Source organism: Kribbella pratensis (genome assembly GCF_004365355.1).
Classification (GTDB): domain Bacteria; phylum Actinomycetota; class Actinomycetes; order Propionibacteriales; family Kribbellaceae; genus Kribbella.
Genome location: NZ_SODP01000002.1, coordinates 234,823 through 253,133 on the forward strand (window position 1 = coordinate 234,823; position 18,311 = coordinate 253,133).

Annotated in this window: 22 protein-coding genes and 1 tRNA gene; 10 read left to right on the forward strand and 13 right to left on the reverse strand. The window is 68.3% G+C overall.

Annotated features, from left to right (window positions below; all coding sequences use genetic code 11):
• Positions 1–244: 244 nt before the first annotated feature.
• The 3 genes from EV653_RS17670 to EV653_RS17680 all read left to right on the forward strand — a co-directional run bounded on the left by EV653_RS17670 (position 245) and on the right by EV653_RS17680 (position 2,341).
• On the forward strand, positions 245–1,876 hold the full coding sequence (locus tag EV653_RS17670) for a substrate-binding domain-containing protein (protein ID WP_238159859.1): 1,632 nt from the start codon (positions 245–247) through the stop codon (positions 1,874–1,876).
• 53 nt (positions 1,877–1,929) lie between these two features.
• Positions 1,930–2,010: transfer RNA gene (locus EV653_RS17675), tRNA-Leu, on the forward strand.
• Position 2,011: 1 nt separating this feature from the next.
• On the forward strand, positions 2,012–2,341 hold the full coding sequence (locus EV653_RS17680) for a nucleoside triphosphate pyrophosphohydrolase family protein (RefSeq protein ID WP_134104794.1): 330 nt from the start codon (positions 2,012–2,014) through the stop codon (positions 2,339–2,341).
• 1 nt (position 2,342) lies between these two features.
• On the opposite strand, the gene EV653_RS17685 is transcribed toward EV653_RS17680, so the two are convergent.
• Positions 2,343–3,464: a PEP/pyruvate-binding domain-containing protein gene (locus EV653_RS17685; protein ID WP_134104796.1), complete on the reverse strand. Its 1,122-nt coding sequence runs from the start codon at positions 3,462–3,464 to the stop codon at positions 2,343–2,345.
• 72 nt (positions 3,465–3,536) lie between these two features.
• Between EV653_RS17685 and EV653_RS17690 the strand changes: the two genes are divergently transcribed.
• Entirely contained in the window at positions 3,537–3,908 is a 372-nt protein-coding gene (locus EV653_RS17690) for a DNA-binding protein (protein WP_134104798.1), read from the forward strand.
• Positions 3,905–4,513, forward strand: a complete 609-nt coding sequence (locus EV653_RS17695; protein WP_134104800.1) for a transcriptional regulator — start codon at positions 3,905–3,907, stop codon at positions 4,511–4,513. Before EV653_RS17690 ends, EV653_RS17695 begins: the two co-directional genes overlap by 4 nt.
• A 161-nt stretch (positions 4,514–4,674) precedes the next feature.
• Here the strand turns inward: EV653_RS17695 and EV653_RS17700 are convergent, their stop codons facing one another.
• The 4 genes from EV653_RS17700 to EV653_RS17715 all read right to left on the reverse strand — a co-directional run bounded on the left by EV653_RS17700 (position 4,675) and on the right by EV653_RS17715 (position 7,750).
• The gene (locus EV653_RS17700; RefSeq protein WP_134104802.1) at positions 4,675–5,265 is read right to left on the reverse strand and encodes an ASCH domain-containing protein; all 591 of its coding nucleotides are present in this window, start codon (positions 5,263–5,265) and stop codon (positions 4,675–4,677) included.
• A gap of 167 nt (positions 5,266–5,432) precedes the next feature.
• A complete protein-coding gene (rdgB, locus tag EV653_RS17705; RefSeq protein ID WP_134104804.1) occupies positions 5,433–6,038 on the reverse strand; it encodes an RdgB/HAM1 family non-canonical purine NTP pyrophosphatase in 606 nt (201 codons plus the stop codon).
• Between the two features lie 76 nt (positions 6,039–6,114).
• A complete protein-coding gene (gene rph / locus EV653_RS17710) occupies positions 6,115–6,831 on the reverse strand; it encodes a ribonuclease PH (protein ID WP_134104806.1) in 717 nt (238 codons plus the stop codon).
• A 10-nt stretch (positions 6,832–6,841) separates the two neighbouring features.
• Complete coding sequence (locus tag EV653_RS17715; protein WP_134104808.1) at positions 6,842–7,750, reverse strand: SGNH/GDSL hydrolase family protein; 909 nt, start codon at positions 7,748–7,750, stop codon at positions 6,842–6,844.
• A 146-nt stretch (positions 7,751–7,896) separates the two neighbouring features.
• Here EV653_RS17715 and EV653_RS17720 point away from each other — a divergent pair, with 146 nt between their 5' ends.
• Together EV653_RS17720 and EV653_RS17725 are read left to right on the forward strand one after the other, a co-directional pair.
• A complete protein-coding gene (locus EV653_RS17720) occupies positions 7,897–9,069 on the forward strand; it encodes a Gfo/Idh/MocA family protein (RefSeq protein WP_134104810.1) in 1,173 nt (390 codons plus the stop codon).
• Between the two features lie 161 nt (positions 9,070–9,230).
• Positions 9,231–10,031: an SAM hydroxide adenosyltransferase gene (locus EV653_RS17725; RefSeq protein ID WP_134104812.1), complete on the forward strand. Its 801-nt coding sequence runs from the start codon at positions 9,231–9,233 to the stop codon at positions 10,029–10,031.
• Here the strand turns inward: EV653_RS17725 and EV653_RS17730 are convergent, their stop codons facing one another.
• The 3 genes from EV653_RS17730 to EV653_RS17740 all read right to left on the reverse strand — a co-directional run bounded on the left by EV653_RS17730 (position 10,032) and on the right by EV653_RS17740 (position 12,884).
• Entirely contained in the window at positions 10,032–10,616 is a 585-nt protein-coding gene (locus tag EV653_RS17730; protein WP_134104814.1) for an acyl-CoA-like ligand-binding transcription factor, read from the reverse strand.
• The gene (locus EV653_RS17735) at positions 10,613–12,121 is read right to left on the reverse strand and encodes a DHA2 family efflux MFS transporter permease subunit (protein ID WP_202871723.1); all 1,509 of its coding nucleotides are present in this window, start codon (positions 12,119–12,121) and stop codon (positions 10,613–10,615) included. Before EV653_RS17735 ends, EV653_RS17730 begins: the two co-directional genes overlap by 4 nt.
• A gap of 61 nt (positions 12,122–12,182) precedes the next feature.
• The gene (locus EV653_RS17740) at positions 12,183–12,884 is read right to left on the reverse strand and encodes a TetR/AcrR family transcriptional regulator (RefSeq protein ID WP_134104816.1); all 702 of its coding nucleotides are present in this window, start codon (positions 12,882–12,884) and stop codon (positions 12,183–12,185) included.
• A 74-nt stretch (positions 12,885–12,958) separates the two neighbouring features.
• Here EV653_RS17740 and EV653_RS17745 point away from each other — a divergent pair, with 74 nt between their 5' ends.
• Positions 12,959–13,795: an alpha/beta fold hydrolase gene (locus EV653_RS17745; RefSeq protein ID WP_166679477.1), complete on the forward strand. Its 837-nt coding sequence runs from the start codon at positions 12,959–12,961 to the stop codon at positions 13,793–13,795.
• A 9-nt stretch (positions 13,796–13,804) separates the two neighbouring features.
• Here the strand turns inward: EV653_RS17745 and EV653_RS17750 are convergent, their stop codons facing one another.
• The gene (locus EV653_RS17750) at positions 13,805–14,551 is read right to left on the reverse strand and encodes an MBL fold metallo-hydrolase (RefSeq protein ID WP_134104820.1); all 747 of its coding nucleotides are present in this window, start codon (positions 14,549–14,551) and stop codon (positions 13,805–13,807) included.
• A gap of 147 nt (positions 14,552–14,698) precedes the next feature.
• A complete protein-coding gene (murI, locus tag EV653_RS17755) occupies positions 14,699–15,502 on the reverse strand; it encodes a glutamate racemase (RefSeq protein ID WP_134104822.1) in 804 nt (267 codons plus the stop codon).
• A gap of 231 nt (positions 15,503–15,733) precedes the next feature.
• Between murI and EV653_RS17760 the strand changes: the two genes are divergently transcribed.
• Positions 15,734–16,027 (forward strand): hypothetical protein, encoded by a 294-nt coding sequence (locus EV653_RS17760; protein ID WP_238159860.1) that lies wholly within the window; start codon positions 15,734–15,736, stop codon positions 16,025–16,027.
• 93 nt (positions 16,028–16,120) lie between these two features.
• On the opposite strand, the gene EV653_RS17765 is transcribed toward EV653_RS17760, so the two are convergent.
• The 3 genes from EV653_RS17765 to EV653_RS17775 are packed head-to-tail and all read right to left on the reverse strand — an operon-like array spanning position 16,121 to position 17,824.
• Positions 16,121–17,068, reverse strand: a complete 948-nt coding sequence (locus tag EV653_RS17765; RefSeq protein ID WP_134104826.1) for a PLP-dependent cysteine synthase family protein — start codon at positions 17,066–17,068, stop codon at positions 16,121–16,123.
• A 2-nt stretch (positions 17,069–17,070) separates the two neighbouring features.
• Positions 17,071–17,364, reverse strand: a complete 294-nt coding sequence (locus EV653_RS17770) for a MoaD/ThiS family protein (protein ID WP_134104828.1) — start codon at positions 17,362–17,364, stop codon at positions 17,071–17,073.
• A gap of 1 nt (position 17,365) precedes the next feature.
• Positions 17,366–17,824 (reverse strand): Mov34/MPN/PAD-1 family protein, encoded by a 459-nt coding sequence (locus EV653_RS17775; protein ID WP_238159861.1) that lies wholly within the window; start codon positions 17,822–17,824, stop codon positions 17,366–17,368.
• A gap of 103 nt (positions 17,825–17,927) precedes the next feature.
• Here EV653_RS17775 and EV653_RS17780 point away from each other — a divergent pair, with 103 nt between their 5' ends.
• On the forward strand, positions 17,928–18,311 hold the full coding sequence (locus tag EV653_RS17780; RefSeq protein WP_134104832.1) for a hypothetical protein: 384 nt from the start codon (positions 17,928–17,930) through the stop codon (positions 18,309–18,311).

Consider the following 18,311-nt stretch of genomic DNA (forward strand, 5'->3'; position numbering starts at 1 on the left):
AGACTCGTTGCTGTGATTTGGATCACACCAGGATCTCACCGGACCGCGACGGCCCCGACACGGTGGGTGAGTTTTACAGCGTTCTTGTGAAAGAGCAGTACTGCGGGGGCCACCCGCGTTCAACCACAGCTGTGTCAAGAATCGTCGCGGCCTTCGCCCTGACCTGCCGAAACCGGGTAATCTGCGCGCGCAGTCAGCCTCTGGGAGGGAGGGACCTGCCGCGATGGGAAAACATTCCTCTGCGGTGACGGGAAGTAACAACAACCGCCGTTCGGTGTACATCACCGCGGTCGGCTTATTGGTGCTTTCACTGGGAGCGGTGTTCGTGGTCCGCTCCTTCGGCTCGGAGTCGGGTGCCGACGGATTCCTCGGCGGCAACAAGGCGTGTGACGACCCGACACAGATCCAGATGGCGACCACGCCCGAGATGCAGTCCTCGCTCGAAGCCGCGGCCAAGTCGCTGGCGGCCAAGGGCGGTAAGGACGGCAACCCGTGCCTGCAGTTCACCATCACCGCGGCCCCGTCGTCCCAGATCGCCCGCGACGTCGCGCACGGCAGTGACAACCGGCCCGACCTGTGGGTACCGGACTCCTCGCTGTGGGTCGCCCAGGCCGACGACGGCCAGAGCGTCCCGACCATCGCGGTGCAGTCGATCGCGACCTCTCCGATGGTGCTCGTCGGCCGGAGGACGAACTTCGCCGACACCTCCTCGTGGCTGCGCATCATGAGCAAGACCGAGCCGGCCCTGCTCGACCCGCTGAGCACCTCGCCCGGCGCCCTCGCGCTGCTCGCCGTACAGGCGGAGCGGGCGAAGACCTCTGCGTCCGAGACCCAGATGTCGCAGGTGATCGTTCCGCTGGCGCAGCGCCTCGGTTCGATGGCCAAGCCGTACACGGACGTCGAGGCGCTGTTCGGCCGGGCGGACCAGGACGGCAGCTCGGTCATCGTCCCGGCGTCCGAGCAGAGCTTCGTGAAGTTCCAGGAAGACCACCCGGACAATCAGCTGCGAGTGATCCAGCCGGCCACCGGCACGCTGTACCTGGACTACCCGATCGTGGTGACCGCCAAGTCCGACACCGACGCGGCGTCCAACGCCGCCCAGGCGCTGGCCGGCGAGCTGCTGACCGACTCGGCCGGGCAGGCGCGTGACCAGGCCGGGTTCCGCGACACCCAACTGAGCCCGCTCAGCGGCGGCCGCGGTGTCGGCGACGTGAACCAGCTGACCAAGCCGACCAGCGAGGCGATCGACACCACGCTGCAGAACTGGACCCGGCTGTCGCTGCTGACGCACTCGCTGGCAGTCATCGACGTCTCCGGTTCGATGAACGACAAGGTCGGCACGAAGACCCGCATGCAGCTCACCATCGAGGCGGCGGCGGGCGGCCTGAGCCTGTTCCCGGACAGCGCGTCGCTCGGCCTGTGGACGTTCTCGACCAAGATCGGGGTTGACGGGGCCGACTACAAGGAGCTGGTGCCGATCGCACCGCTGTCGAAGCGGCAGCGCGGGAAGATCGTCGACCAGCTGAAGATCCAGCACCCGATCGCGAACGGCGGCACCGGGCTGTACGACACCGCGATCGCCGCGGTCCGCGCCGTACGGCGGGGATACGACCAGCGTGCGGTCAACTCGATCCTGCTGTTCACCGACGGCAAGAACGACGACCCGGGCAGCCCGACCCTGGCCCAGGCGGTCAACACCCTGCGCGGTCTGCAGGACCCCGGCCGCCCGGTCCGCATCATCGCGCTCGGTATGGGTCCCGAGGTGAACGCCGACGAGCTCAGCGCCCTGGCCCAGGCCACCGGCGGCCAGGCGTACGTCGCCCGCCAGCCCGGCGACCTGAAGAACGTCTTCATCGACGCCCTGCAGAGCCGCTGACGCAGTCGCCTCCCCTAGGATGTTCGTCTAGGGGAGGCGACCGCGCCTCTTCAGCCAGAGTGGTGGAACGGCAGACACACCGGCTTTAGGTGCCGGCGCCCCCGGGCGTGCGGGTTCAACTCCCGCCTCTGGCACATGCACCTGAACGAGTACCAGCAGGCCGCCCTCCGGACCGCCGCCCCGAAGGACAAGCCCAACGAGGTCTTCCACCTGCTCCTCGGACTGGTCGGCGAAGCAGGCGAACTCGCCGAGAAGGCGAAGAAGATCGTCCGCGACAAGGACAGCGACTTCACCCAATGGGACCCCGAAGACCTCACCAAGGAACTCGGCGACACTCTCTGGTACATCGCAGTCCTCGCCAACCACTTCGACGTACCCCTCGAACAAGTAGCCCACCTGAACCTCACCAAACTCGCCGACCGCCAGTCCCGAAACAAGCTGAGCGGCAGCGGCGACAACCGCTGACTCAGACCTGAATCTGCCCGGTGGTGCCGTTAACGGTTACCCGGGCGCCGTCGGGGATCCGTCTGGTGGCGTCCGGGACGGCTAGGACGGCGGGGATTTGGTGTTCTCTGGCGACGATGGCGGCGTGGGAGAGGACGCCGCCTTGTTCGGTGATCACGCCGGCGGCGATGGACAGGAGCGGGGTCCAGGCCGGATCGGTGAACGGGCAGACGAGGATGTCGCCCGGGCGGACGTGAGCGAAGTCGGCTGGGCCCCGGACGACCCGCGCCGGCCCGGTTGCCGTACCGCGACTGCCGGGCGTACCGCTGAAGATGTCTGAGGTGCCGCAGGCGGTGCCCAGAGTGGCCGGGGTGTCGCTGGCGGGGGTGGTTGGGGAGGGCGCGGGGAGTGGGGGCTGGGCAGTGATGGGGCGGGATTGTAGGAGCCACGGGGTGTTGGCGGCGATTGCCCATTCGAGGTCTTGAGGGGCGCCTAGCGCGGCTGCAGCCTGGTGGGCGAGGGTGGCTAGGCGTACGGCGGTTGCGTCGGAGAGGGTGGGGCTGCGGCGGCGGGCGGTGGGGACCTGCTGGGTGCCGGTCAGGGTGAGGGCGGTTCGTTTGTCGGCGATCGTGCGGGTGACTCTGCCGTCGGCGACCTCGTATCGGTCGGGTGTCACCCGGCCTTCGACGATGCTCGGGCCCAGGCCCCAGCACGCCTCGATCGTCGTCGCGTCGTCACCGGTGAACATGACACCGGAGACGTCCGCGTCCACCTGCAGCTGAACGATCACGGCCATCGGCGGCGCCTCGGCGCCGTCGCGATAAGCGACCGCTCGCGGCGACCACACCGACGCACGGCAGGCACGTACGGCGTCCAGGACAGCCGCCAGCCCTCGTACGCCGAGGAAGCTGTCGTGCTGTCCCGCGGCAGAGCTGAGCGCGGTGTCCTCGTTGGCCGCCGACGACCGTACGGCGACCAACGGGTTACCCATCCGGTGAAGCCACTGCCCAAGCTCGTCCGCAACCGCGCCGTCAGGTACGACCACGCCATCCGGGACCGGGAGGCCGGCGCGGATGAGGGCGCCCAACCCGCCGGCCTTCCCGCCGTACGCGTCCACGGTCGCTTCCGCGATCGGCACCAGCACGCCTACCTCCGATCAACGGAACGTTGACAACAGAACGTTGACAACGTTCTGTTGATAATCCACTGTAGGCGGATGCGAAGCAAGCAGGATTCGGATCAAGCCCAGGCCGAGCGTCAGCGCGAGGCCCGTGAACAGCTCCTCGCCAAAGGCGCGAAGGAGCTGCCGGCTCGGCCGTGGCGGCCTGCGCCGGTTCCGTTGTCGGCGGTGGATCTGACGCAGTTCGCGGCCTGGCGGTCGGCCGAGCTGAGCGGCGACGACCTGCTCGCTGCGCTCGCGCTCCTGCCGGCCGCGCGCGCCGAGGTCGAGGAGGTCGAGTCCGGTCTGCTCTTCCTCGCGAGGAGTTCCGGCCTGACCTGGGCGGAGATGGCCGACGCGATGGGATTCAGTTCACCGCAGGCCTGTCAGCAAAGGTTCAACCGGCTCGCCGCGCGGATGGACTCATGATGCTCCTGGTGCTGCACGCCGTACGCCTGCTGGGATTCGCGGACACCCCGATCGTCGCCCGGCGTTTCAACCTCCCACCGCAAGCCGTCGAGGACACACTCGAGGACGCCGAGGCGCGGGGCTGGACAACCCGCAGTACGTTCGCCGGCACCTCCGGCTGGTCCCTGACCGAGGCCGGCCGCGCCGAAAACGAGCGCCTACTCGCGGCCGAGCTGGGCAACCCCGACGCTGTCCAGGAGGTGTACGCCGACTTCCTGCCGCTCAACGCACTTCTGCAGCAGGCCTGCACCGACTGGCAACTACGCCCGTCGCCCACCGACCCGCTCGCCGCGAACGACCACACCGACCCCGCGTGGGACGCCGGCGTCCTCCACGAACTCAAGGTCCTCGACACCGCCCTGGCCCCGATCACGGCCCGCCTCACAAGCGTCCTTCCGCGCTTCCGCGGCTACGACACCCGCTTCTCAACCGCGCTGGCCCGCGCCACCGCAGGCGACACATCCTGGGTCGACCGCTCCGACGTCGACTCCTGCCACCGGGTCTGGTTCGAACTCCACGAAGACCTACTCGCCACCCTCAAACTCCACCGCAGCAACGAGCTCTAACACCACGCCCGCGAACCGCTGAGGGGTTGACCCCTCAGCTTGTCGGTTGCCCCCTCGCATACCGACGTAACAACCGACCAACTCCGGGGTTGACCCCTCAGATGGTCAAAACCCCAGTGGACGCGCGACGGGGAAGTTCGCCGGGGCCTCGCGGAGCAGTGCTAGTTGCCTAGGGCATCCAGGTACGCCGCGCCGCGGGGGCTCAGCTCGTAGCCGACCTCGAGGCTGTGGGTCAGGCCGAGGTTCTTCAGCTTCCGGACGTCGAGCTTGAACGGCGCGGTCTCCCGCCCGACCGAGGCCGCGAGATCGGCGGCCCGGGTAGCAGGCCGGGACTGGATCAGCCGGAGCGTCTCGGTCGTCCACGCGCCGTGGTGGCTCAGCTGGTCGAACTGGTCGAGGCGAGCGCGAAGGTCGGCGAGCTCCTCAGGCGACAAAGACGTCTGCGCGGCCAACTCCTCACGCGGATCCGGCCCTTCGACCAGGTGGAAGCGGATCAGGAACGTCGGCATCGACTCGTCACCACGCAACCGCCGCCGTACATCCTTCGCGTTGCGGCGGTCGGCCAGAGCGACCTCGGCATCGGTGTCCGCGATCAGCTCCGGGTTGACCGTGCGGATGCTGTCGATCTGGATCCGGCCCGCGTTCGTGCGGTAGATCCGGCCCTCGACCACCCGCGGCTCGGCCCACCGCCGATAGGCGACGGTGATCTTCCCGTCCGCGACCCCGTCGCGATCCGATCCTGCGAACAACATGGCTAGGTCCTTTCTGGTAAACCGGCGCCGTAGCGAGGAGGTGCTCGGTGCGGTAGCTCGGCGTGCGGGGGCGAAGGTCTCGATGCGGAGCATCGTGGCCTTCGGTCCCGTGCGGCGAGGTGCCGTGCCGAGTGCCCCGCAGTAGGCGCTGGGTTACCAGACAGGGCCTAACTCCCCAACGCCTTCGCGACCAGCGGCGCCAGCGCGCGGAGCGCCTTGCCGCGGTGGCTGATCGCGTCCTTCTCCTCGATGGACAGCTCCGCCGTGGTCCGGTCGTACCCCTCGGCCTGGAACAGTACGTCGTACCCGAACCCGCCGCTGCCACGCAGCTCCCGGATGACCGACCCGCGCATCTCGCCGATCACGACCTCGTCGTCGGCATCCGGCCGGACGAAGGCCACCGCCGCCACGAACGACGCCCCGCGCCGCTCGTCCGGAACGTCCTCCAGCTGACCGAGCAGCAGCAGGTTGTTGGCGTGATTGTCCTTGGCCGGCCCGGACCAGCGCGCCGACAGTACGCCGGGCATCCCGTTCAGCGCGTCGACGCAGATGCCGCTGTCGTCCGCGATCGACGGCAGCCCGGTCGCCTTCAGCGCCGCGTGCGCCTTGAGCAGCGCGTTCCCCTCGAACGTCGGCTCGGTCTCGGCCGGCTCGTCGTACGGCGGTACGTCGCCGAGCCCGAGCACCTCGATGCCGGGCACGATCGGCGTCAGGATCCGCCGCAGTTCCTCGAGCTTCTTCTTGTTGTTCGACGCCAGCAGGACTGTACTCATCCACGTCCTCGCTTCGCTCCGGGCGCGGATGAGGCACGAAGGACGCTGTGCTCGACGATGAACTCGCTCCGCTCGTTCATGCCAGCGCCTCCTGCTGCAGCTTGGCCAGGTCCGCGCAGCCCGCGACGCCCAGTGCGAGCAGGCTGTCCAGCTCGGCGCGGTCGAACGGCGCACCCTCGGCCGTGCCCTGCACCTCGATGAACTTGCCTTCGCCGGTGACCACCAGGTTCATGTCGGTCTCGGCCCGGACGTCCTCCTCGTAGCAGAGGTCCAGCATCGGGGCACCGTCGACGATCCCGACCGACACCGCCGACACCGTCCCGGTCAGCGGCTCGCTCTTCAGCAGCTTCTTCTCGCGCAGGAACGACACCGCGTCCGCCAGTGCGACGTACGCGCCGGTGATCGCGGCAGTGCGCGTCCCGCCGTCGGCCTGCAGTACGTCGCAGTCCAGCAGGATCGTGTTCTCGCCGAGCGCCTTGTAGTCGATCACGGCCCGCAGCGAGCGCCCGATCAGCCTGGAGATCTCGTGCGTGCGGCCGCCGATCCTGCCCTTCACGGACTCACGGTCCGAGCGCGTGTTGGTCGCCCGCGGCAGCATCGCGTACTCCGCGCTGACCCAGCCGAGCCCCGATCCCTTCCGCCAGCGCGGCACGCCCTCGGTCACACTCGCCGCGCACAGCACCCGGGTCCGCCCGAACTCGACCAGCACCGAGCCCTCGGCATGGTCGAGCCAGTTCCTGGTGATCGTCACCGGGCGGAGCTGGTCAGCGTTACGTCCATCGATACGGGCCATGAATCAGACCCTATGCCTCCAGGTGCTGGACCTCCGCATTGGACGAAGGCGGAAGCACCACGGCCGCCGGCGGCAGGTCGAGTGACGACGGTGGGAGGACGAGCGACGGGCGGCTCGGTGGCCGGACCTGGGTGACCGCCATTCTGGCCGCCCACGGCAGCAGGTCGTTGGCCCGGCGCCCCACCCACGGCACGCCTTCACGCACCAGCCACATCGCGTCCGCCCAGCGACTCGGCGGCCGGTATGCACAGTCCAGCTCCGGGCGTACGTCGATCGGCATCCCGCGGACCGCCAATTCGTCGGCGAACGCGCGGGCGAGCTTGCGGTGCCCGCGCTCCCCCGGATGCAGCCGGTCGATGCTCCAGAAGTCCCGCCGGTACACCTCGGGGTAGTCGGCCATGTCCAGCCGGATCCCGCCGTAGCGCGCGTGCAGATCGTCGAACACGACGTTGACCTGCTCGATCCGGTGCCACAGCGGCCGCCGCAGCCATTTCGGCAGGCCGAACACCTTGCCGTGGTCGTGGAACCGGACCGTCAGCAACAGCGCGCCGCGGGCTGTCAGCTCGTCCGCGATCTGGTGCAGGTGGTCGCGGATCCGGCCGGCGTCGAACGTGGAGCGCAGGGTGTCGTTCACCCCGGCGATCAAGGAGGCGATGTCGATCCGGCCGTCGGCCACGGACATCGCCTCGGGCAGTTGCTCGGTCGCGACGATCGGCACGGTGGCGCCGCTGGTCGCGAAGTTGGAGAACGTCACACGGTGGGAGCTGGCCAGGGAGTCGGCGAGCAGCGAGGCCCAGCCCCGCCACCCCTCGCCCGGGCGCGCACCGGCACCGGACAGGTCGGTTGTACTGCTGCCGTTCATCGGGTCCCCGACACCTACGGTGGTCGAGTCCCCCAGTGCCACGTAGTGGAGGCTCACATTCCGCCATGGTGGGCGCACGGAGCGAGACTGTGATGTTCGGCGGATGACGAGTGGGGCAACGTCATGGCAAAGGCAGGTGATTGAGGATCAGAACTGCTCGGAGTTAGGCTTCTGGAAACAACTATGTGCAGGAGTTGGCTGGTATGAGTGATCTTCGGTTTGGCGTGGTGGGACTCGGGGCCCGGAGTCGGATCGCGCAGTACGCGCACCGCCCCGGCGAGGGGTCGGAGGTCGTGGCCGTTGCCGACCCGTCCGCGCCCCAGCGGGACGCAGCCCTGGAGTTGTACCCGCAGGCATCGGCGTACGCCGACCACAACGAACTGCTGGAGCAGAAGCTCGACGGTGTCTTCCTGACAACGCCGGACGACCTGCACGAGGGGCCGGCGATCGACTTCCTCCGGGCCGGGGTCAACGTCTTCGTGGAGAAGCCGCTGGCGATCACCACCGAAGGGTGCGACCGCGTGCTGCAGGCGGCGTACGACACCGGCGCGCGGCTGTACGTCGGCCACAACATGCGCCACATGTCCGTCGTCCTGACGATGCGCAAGCTGATCCAGGACGGCGCGATCGGCGACGTGAAGGCGATCTGGTGCCGGCACTTCGTCGGCCACGGCGGTGACTTCTACTTCAAGGACTGGCACGCGGACCGTCGCCGTACCACCGGACTGCTGCTGCAGAAGGGTGCCCACGACATCGACGTGATGCACTGGCTGGCCGGCGGCTACACGACGCGCGTGAACGCGATGGGCGCGCTGACGCTGTACGGCGGGATCACGGACCGGCAGGATCGCTCGGACCAGCGGTTCAAGGAGTTCGTGAGCGAGAAGAACTGGCCGCCGCTGGAGCAGAAGGGCCTGGCTCCGGTGATGGACGTCGAGGACATCTCGCAGGTGAACCTGCTGCTCGACAACGGCGTGCTGATGAACTACGAGCAGTGCCACTACACGCCGGACTACTGGCGCAACTACACCGTCATCGGCACGCACGGCCGGCTCGAGAACTTCGGTGACACGGCGGGCGGTGTGGTGAAGGTCTGGAACAGCCGTCGGTCGGGGTACCGCGAGGATGCCGACCAGGTCGTGGAGATCGCCGGCGAGACCGAGCACCACGGCGGCGCCGACCCGCACCTGGTCGCGGAGTTCGTGAACTTCGTCCGCGACGGCGGCGCGACGCTCACCTCCCCGGTCGCCGCCCGTGCCGCGGTCGCCGCCGGTTACGCCGCGACCCAGTCGCTGCGCGCGGACGGCGTACCGCAGGACATCCCGCCGCTCGACCCGGCCCTGGTCGCGTATTTCGACAACGGCCAGGTTCGCTGAGTGCTACGATCCACGACGTGACCTGGTACGCCGCTATGCGAATGCTGAGCCCTCGATGCGGGAGGACTTCAGCGGCGTAGGCACGTGTGCTTGCAGCGAGAGGCCCCCGATGTCGGGGGCCTCTTTCGTTTCCAACCCGCTGCAAACCTCGTGGAGTCCTTGTGTACCCGATCACCTACATCACCGACTGTCATGACGGCAACGCCCGCGCCAGACTCAGCACCCGGATCGGCGCCCTGTTCGGCCAGTCGCCGACCATCGTCGCCGCCGACGGGCCCGATCCGGAGTCGTTCGCCGCACTGACCCTGCTCGACTGCCTACTCGCCACCGAGTCCCTCGGCGAGGACGGCCACCCGACGATCACCCTGCTCAACATCGCGCCGCGCGACGGTGTCTGGCCGAACGGCGTACCGTTCTGCTTCTTCTGGCACGGCAAGCATCTGGTAGCAAGCACCTTCAGCGCCCGCGCCCTCTCCTTGGTCCGCCGCGAGCTCGGCATCAGCCACGTCTACGTGACGGACATCCGCCAGGCCGTGACCGCGGCCGGCTTCGCACCGGGCGAGATCGACAAGATCGCCGGCACGCAGTTCCGCAGCCTGTGGTACCTGCCGTTGCTGGCGAAATGGGTCGCCGACGGTCGCGCCGTACCCGCCGTCGAGACCGCTGTCCCCGAGACCCGCGACGCGGACCCGGTCGTTGCCGTGGTCGACAACTTCGGCAACTGCAAACTCGACCGCGATCTCGGACTCACTCCCGGCGACGTCGTAACTGTTGCCCAGGGCAAGGACGTGACGTGCTACCCACACCTGACCGCCGTACCGCGGAACACGCCCGGCCTCATCCAGGGCAGCTCGGGCACCGGGTTCACCGAGCTGGTGATCCGCGGTGGCTCCGCGGCCGCCGCGTTCGGCCTGCGGCCGGGCGATCCGTTGTCGGTACAGGTCGCCGAGCAGGTGGCCTGACTACGGTTCGAGCCGGAGCCCGCCGAGCTGGTCGAAGGCGCGATCCAGCGTCTCGAGGTACTTCGGGAGCGGACCGTCGACCTCCAATTGCTGGTACGTCGCCAGCACAACACCGACGACCGCCCCGGCCCAGGCCCGAACGGCGATGTCGTCGGGAGCCCGGCCGGTGCGTTCTGCCGCGAGGGAGGCGAGCAGGTCGATGCCTTCGTAGAGCTGGTCGAGCATCCGCACCCGCAGTTCGGCAGCATTCATCACCAGCCGCTGGCGTTCGGACTCGAGCGCCCACTCGTCCTCGGTCAGGGTGTCGAGGCTCTGCCGGATCGACGCACGGAGGGCCTCGGTCGGACTCAGCTCAGCCGGCTGGTTGCGGAACAACTCGATCATCATCGGGTCGAGCCGGTCGAGGACGATCGTGTCCTCCTTGGTCGGGAAGTACCGGAAGAACGTCGCCGGCGAGATCTCGGCCGCGGCAGCGATCTCCTGGACGGTCGTCTCGGCGTACCCCTGGTCCCGGAACAATCGCAGGGCATGCTCCTGGATCGCCGCCCTGGTCTTGGCCTTCTTCCGTTCCCGCAGCCCGCTCATGCTCCGATTGTGACAACTTCCTGGTCGGCAACCGCGGTACGGCGTGGCAGAAACGCCAGCGCGAGCACGATCGAGGCCACCGCGAGTCCACTGCACACCCACAGCGTCACGTCCATGCCGTTGACGAACGCCGCCTGCGCCGAGCGCGTCACGCCGGGCGAACCGATCGCGATCGCGGCCGACGCGCTGTCGCGAGCCACGTCCGCAGCCGCGGGCGGCAACCCGCTGACATCGAGATGACTCCGGTACGCCGCGTTGAGCACCGTCCCGAGGATCGCCACACCGAGCGTGCCGCCGACCTGCCGTGACGCCTGGATCAGCGCGGACCCGGACCCGCTCCGCTCGATCGGCAGGGCCGCCAGCGCCAACCCGTTCATCGGCGGCAACGTGAATCCGATGCTCACCCCGACCAGGCTCACCCAGATCGCGGTGAAGCCGTAGCCGTCGCCGGCCTTCGTGAACGCTCCGATCACCAACCCGGCCAGCATCAACGAGAACCCGATCACCACGGTCACCCGCGCTCCGACCCGCTCGAGCAGCCGCTCAGCCACCTTCGCGCCGATCAGCATCCCGCCGATGATCGGCAGCAACCGCAGCCCGGCCTGGAACGCGTCCGCACCCTGCACAGCCTGGAACAACTGCGGCAGCACGAACAGCAACCCCACCAAGGCGAACGAGGCCAGCGTCGCGAGCACGGTCCCCCACGTGAATCCCGCCGACCTGAACAGCTTCAGGTCGACCAACGGATCCGCCGTACGCCGGGCCCACGCCCAGAACGCCGTCAGGAAGACCACTCCGCCCGCGATCGCACCGAGCGCCCACACCGAACCCCACCCGTGCTCTCCAGCCGCGATGAACCCGTACGTCAGCGCGACCAGCCCAGCCGCAGTGAGCAGAATCCCTGGTCCGTCGATCCGCCGCGATCGGTGGCCGGCCGTCGTCGGGATCAGCAGTGCCACTGCAACTAGTCCGATCGCAACTAGTGGCAGGTTGATCAGGAAGATCGAGCCCCAGCGGTAGTGGTCGAGCAACCAGCCGCCGAGCAGCGGGCCGAGCGGGATCCCGATCGAGTTCGCCATCAGCCAGATCGTCATCGCCCGCTGCCGCTCCTCCGGCGCGAACAGCAGGTTGAGCAACGACATCGACAGCGGGATCAGGAACGCCGATCCGACCCCGAGGGCCGCGCGAGCCGCGATCAGCTGGCCCGGCGTGGTCGCGAACGCGCAGGCCGTCGACGCCAGCCCGAAGACCACGAGCGCGCCGAGCATCAGCCGCTTCGGCCCGAACCGGTCGCCGAGCAGCCCGGCCGGGAGCAGCAGCGAGGCGAGCACGAGCGTATAGGCGTTCGCGAACCACTGGAGCTGACTCGTCGACGCCTTCAGATCGGTGGCGAGCGTCGGCAGCGCGACGTTCAGCACGGTCAGGTCCAGCCCGATCACGATCAGGCTGATGGACATCGCACCCAGCGCCCACCACCGGCGCGGGTCGAGGGTAGTAGCGGTCATGACGAGACACCTTTCTGAGATCAGCTCTAATTTGAGAGTAGATCTCAGAATTACTCGATGTCTAGCCCCGCCCAGCCGCGAGCCCGGTCAGCACGTGCTCGAGACTCCGCGCGAACAGCCGGTCGAACCGGTCGGCCGCATGCGGCGTCTCGGCCTCGATCATCATCCGGCTCAAGTGCGGGTAGACGCCGCTCCCGATGACCTGTTCGGCGTACCGTTGCGACTGCTTGGTCAGCCAGTCCGCCATCGTCGAGCCCGCCTCGCGCTCGGTCAGCTCCTCCAGCGCATGACCACGAACGAAGGTCAGCAAGGTCGCCGCCTGCGCCAGCACCTCGTCGGCATCCAGCCCCGGCACGTCGACCGCGGCGTACGTCGCCTCGAGCCAGGCGAGCGTGTTCGGGCCGAGGACGGGCCTGGTCGCGGGGAGTCGGACGAGCCAGGGATGACGCAACATGATGGCTCGCTGCGCATGGGCGACCGCCGCCAGGTCGACGCGCCAATTCCCCGTCGGAACCGGCGGCCGGCCGTCACCCATCGCACGGTCGACCATCAGGTCGAAGAGCTCATCCTTGCCGTCGACGTACCGGTAGAGCGAGGTCGTGCCGGTGCCGAGCTCGGTCGCCACGCGCCGCATCGACACCGCCGCGAGCCCTTCGGCATCAGCGACCCGGACGGCGGCCGCGGCGATCTCGTCGCGACTGTGCGCCGGCCGCGGCCCGCGGGCGGCGCGCTCCGGACGGAGCCAGATCGGTGGTCGGTCCATGGATGGGAGTTTACTGCGCACGCTGTTCGCAGTACGGTTACTGCGTACAGTGTGCCCGGGTTTGGGGAGGACGGATGTATCGCAAGGGGTCTGTGGTGTCCGCCGACGGCACGACGATCGGCTTCCGGCAGTGTGGAAGCGGGCCGGGGGTGATTGTGCTGCACGGGTCGATGCTCGCCGCGCAGGACTTCATGAAGCTGGCCGAAGCACTGGCGGACGACTTCACCATTACCGTGCCGGACCGCCGGGGACGCGGCTTGAGCGGGCCGCACGGCATCGACTACGGGATCGAGCGCGAGGTCGAGGACCTGCAGGCGATGCTCAAGGAGACCGACGCGTCGCGCGTCTTCGGACTGAGTTCAGGTGCGCTGATCGGCCTTCGTACGGCGCGCGTGACGCCGTCCATCGAGAAGCTCGCGCTCTACGAGCCGCCGCTGTCCATCAACGGCTCGGTCCCGGTCGACTGGGTGCCGCGGTACCGCCGCGAGCTCGCCGACGGCAGGATCGCGGCGGCGCTGGTGAGCGTGCTCAAGGGTCTCGAAGCGGATCGGGTGTTCCGCACGCTCCCGCGGTTCATCCTCGTCCCGCCGCTGAACCTCGTGTTCCGGTTCCAGCGCGAGGCCAAGGGTGACGACGTACCGATCCCCGACCTCGTCCCGACGATGTCCGCCGACATGCAGCTCGTCGCGCAACTCGCGGACACGACCGACGACTACGCGACGGTCGACGCGGATGTCCTCCTGCTCGGGGGATCGCGCAGTCCGGCGTACTTCGGGTGCGCGCTGGAGGCACTGACCGGTGTACTGGCCCGCTCGAAACGGGTCACGATCCCGAAGCTCGACCACTCCGGCCCTACGGACGATGGCGGCCCGTCCGAGGTCGCTCAGTCCCTACGCGACTTCTTCGCCTGACACGACGCGTCAGATGTCGAAAACGGCGTGGGGGGTGGCGATCTCGACGGGACCGGAGAAGGTACGGCGGGCGTTCTCGGCCTGGGTGACGCGGTCGTACCACGGAGGGACGTGGGTGATGACGAGCCGTTTCACGCCGGCCTTCTTGGCGTGCTCGCCGGCGTCGGCCGGGGTCAGGTGCAGGTCGGTCGGATTGTGCGGATCGTTGTCCGGCAGCGCCGCCTCGGACAGCAGTACGTCGGCGCCGCGGGCGAGGTCGATCAACGCGTCGTTCGGCCCGGTGTCGCCGGTGTAGACGAGCGACTTGTTGCCATGCTCAACGCGGATCGCGTACGCCGGAACGGGGTGCACCATCGGCGCCGTTCGGATCGTGAAGGGCCCGACGGTCTGGACTTCCTGCCAGGCATGGAAGTCCAGCTGCTCCTCCATCCCCGGATCAAGCGGCAGGTCGTAGGCGAGCGCCATCCGCTGCGCCGTCCCGGGTGGGCCGAAGACGGGGATCCGTGGGATCGGCGAGCCCGGCGCATACTTCGCCGCGACGTACAGCCCGCACAGATCCATGCAGTGGTCGGGATGCAGGTGGGACAGGCCGATCGCCCCGATCTCCGGCACGGCGAGGTGCCGCTGGAGCGAACCGAGCGCACCACTGCCGAGGTCCAGCACCAGGTTGAACCCGTCGGCAGTGACCAGATAGCTCGAGGCGGCCGAGTCCGGCCCGGGCACGGACCCGGAGCAACCGATCACGGTGAGCTTCATACCTGGAACACTACCGGCGAGTTCCGACGTTTGCAGGCAAGGCCGACGCGTCGATCCGCCTGCCACACAGGCGTTCCGCGGTTGACCGATGCCGCTGACAACATCCGGCGCCGCTCGCTGGGCGCCAAGTGCGACCCAGGTCACACTTCAGCGAACCCAGGCGAACTGGTCAACGCTGGACAGCACCGGCCCGAGGAACCGCGAGCCGATCGCCGCGAACTCGTCCGGGCTGCCGGTCGTCACGAAGCGGTGCTGCGGAGCCGGCAGATTGTCCGGGCGGAGCAGGCCCGTTTTCGTCAGCGCGCTGTAGACGTCCTTGGCGCATTCGTCGGCGCTGCTGACCAGGGTGACGTTGTCGCCCATCACGTACGAGATCACGCCGGTGAGCAGCGGGTAGTGCGTGCAGCCGAGGATCAGCGTGTCGACGCCGGCGTCGACCATCGGATCGAGGTACTCGTGCGCGGCCTCGATCAGCTCGGGCCCCGACGTCACGCCGGCCTCGACGAACGGCACGAACTTCGGGCACGCCTGCGTGAACAGTTCGATCTGCGGCGCCGCGGCGAAACCGTCTTCATAGGCAAGCGATTGAGCTGTTGCCCTGGTGCAGATCACACCGACGCGCTGATTGCGCGTCGCGGCAACGGCTCGCCGGGCCGCGGGCAGGATCACCTCGACGACCGGTACGTCGTACCGCTCGCGGGCGTCACGCAGCATCGCGGCGCTGGCGGAGTTGCACGCGATGACGAGCATCTTCACCCCGGCCTCGACCAGGTGGTCGAGGCACTCGAGCGCGTACTCACGCACCTCGGCGATCGGCTTCGGACCGTACGGCTGGCGGGCGGTGTCGCCGAGATACAGGATCGGTTCGTGCGGCAACTGATCGAGAACCGCGCGGGCGACGGTGAGTCCCCCGAAGCCTGAATCGAAGATCCCCACCGGTGCGTCTGCCACGGGTGGAAGCTTATACAGGTCCGCGGACAGGCAGACCCGAAGGGAGCCTTACCTAACCTCACCAGAAGACACGCCGAGGTTATCCACATCTTTACGTTATGGAATTGCCTTTTCGCGTGATGCGCGCCACTCTGTAGCGATGTTTGTTCGACCGCCCCTCGTGATGCCATGAACCTGGCGCACCACTTCGCGGTGGTACTGGGCACCGCACCAACTCCACAGCCTGACCACGTGACCGCCGCAGGACAGGCGGCCAGTCAGGCCTCGGACTCGAACACGAGCACTGCCGCAGACGTGCTGACGGCCATCGGGCCGGCCGGCATGCTGCTGCTGCTCCTGATGGCGGCGTTCGCGCTGTACGTCGTCTCACTGTCCCTGCACCCGAACGCGAAATGCGGCCGCTGCAAAGGTGCTGGCCGGCACCACGGCAGCGTCTTCAGCTACGCCCAACGCCCGTGCAACAGCTGCAAGGGCCGCGGGATCCAGCCCCGACTGGGCCGCAGGCTCTTCTTCAAACAACAGTAAGGCGGCCATGACCTAACACCCTTTGGATGCCCGAGGCAACAAAAGGCATCCCCGGACCGGCGCTCCGCCCGCCGGGCCGGACCATCCGGCCTGTCAGGCCCAGAGCTGGCCTTCGAGGCGGTCCTCGGCCTCGTCGATCGTGCCCTCGTAGGCGCCGGTCGACAGGTACTTCCAGCCGCCGTCAGCGACCACGAACGCGATGTCCGCGGTCTCGCCGTCACGCACGCACTTGGCCGCCTGGCCGAGCGCGGCGTGCAAGATCGCGCCGGTCGAGATACCCGCGAAGATGCCTTCGTTGTCGAGCAGCTCGCGCACCCGGCGGACGGCGTCGCGCGGGCCGACCGAGAAGCGGGCGTCGATCAGCGTCTCGTCGTACAGCTCGGGGACGAAACCCTCGTCCAGGTTGCGCAGGCCGTAGACGAGTTCGCCGTACCGCGGCTCGGCGGCGACGATCTTCACCTCGGGCTTGTGCTCGCGGAAGAACCGGCCGGCGCCCATCAACGTGCCGGTTGTGCCGAGGCCTGCGACGAAGTGCGTCACCGACGGCAGGTCCGCGAGGATCTCGCGCGCGGTGCCGTCGTAGTGGGCCAGGGCGTTCGACGGGTTGCCGTACTGGTACAGCATCACCCAGTCCGGGTGGTCCTCGGCGACCTGCTTCGCGACCCGGACGGCCTCGTTGGATCCGCCCGCGGCCGGGGACGAGATGATCTCGACGCCCCACATCCGCAGGATCTGGCGGCGCTCCTCGGAGGTGTTCTCCGGCATCACGCAGACCATCCGGTAGCCGCGCAGTTTGGCGGCCATCGCCAGCGAGATGCCGGTGTTGCCCGACGTCGGCTCGAGGATCGTGTTGCCCGGGCGGAGCCGGCCGTCCTTCTCCGCGTCCAGCAGCATCCGCAGCGCGGCCCGGTCCTTGATCGAGCCGGTCGGGTTGTGATCCTCGAGCTTGGCCCACAGCCGGACGTCCCCCGACGGCGAGAGCTTCGGGAGGCCGACCAGCGGGGTGCCGCCGACCGAGTCGAGCAGGCTGTCGAAACGCATCGTCAGACCGTGCTCTTGGCGCCGCCGGCCACCGCCGGCAGCACGACGACCACGTCGCCGTCCTTGACCTCGGTCTTCAGGCCGCCGGTGAACCGGACGTCCTCGTCGTTCACGTAGACGTTCACGAACCGGCGCAGTTCCTCCGGCTCGCCCTCCACGATGCGCTCCTTGAGGCCCGGGTGGTTGCCGTTCACGTTGTCGATGAACTCGGCCAGGGTCGTTCCGTCGCCGTCGACCGCCTTCGCACCGCCGGTGTAGGTGCGCAGGATCGTCGGCACGCGCAGCTCGATCGCCATCTCAGTCTTCTCCTTGAAAGGTTTCTGTATAGGAACCAACCACGCGTACTTCTTCTTCCGTGACCTCGCCGTCGACGATCCGGTACGAGCGGAACTCGACCGGCCCGTCGTACGCCGGGGAGTCCGCACCGTCGCGCGTCGACACCAGCACGTAGTGCGCGCCCGGCTCCTGGGCGAGGTTGATATCGGTCCGCGACGGGTACGCCTCGGTGGCGGTGTGCGAGTGGTAGATCACCACCGGCTCCTCGTCCCGCTCGCCCATCTCCTTGTACAGCCGGAGCAGGTCCCCCGAGTCGAACTCGTAGAACGTCGGCGACATCGCCGCGTTCAGCATCGGGATAAACCGGGTAGCCCGATCCGACCCCTCCGCCCCCGCAACCACACCGCACGCCTCATCCGGATGATCCTTCCGGGCATGCGCGACGATCGCGTCGTACGTCTCCTGCTCAATGACCAGCACGACTCCACGGTAGTTGGCCGAACTGCCCCGTCCCGCCGACGCCGTCCTGCGTCCAGATACTGGATGGTTTCGGAGAGTAGCCAGTAGGTGATACTGCGTGAACATGAGGGGATTGCGGAAGTACTGGGGCTATCTGCTGTTCGTCGCTCTCATCACCACGGCCTGGACATGGAAGCTGGGTCCGGCTGTGCTGATCGTCGGATGGACGCTGGTCACGGCGTACTTCCTGTTCCAGGCGCCGGTGTATTGCGGCGCCGAGACCCGCACCGGCCAGCTGTGCCGCAACAACTCGAGCGGGATCTTGATGGGTTGCAGTTACCGCCAGCACAAGTGGCAGAAGCTGAAGCTCGCGTTCGTCCCCCGACGCTGGCGGGAGCTGAACAAAGGCCTGTGGGTCAGCGGGAGCAAGATTCTCGCGACGCTCGGTGCGATCGTCGCCATCGTCTCTGGGATCGTCAGCACGACGCTTGCGGTCGTGAACGCCTGA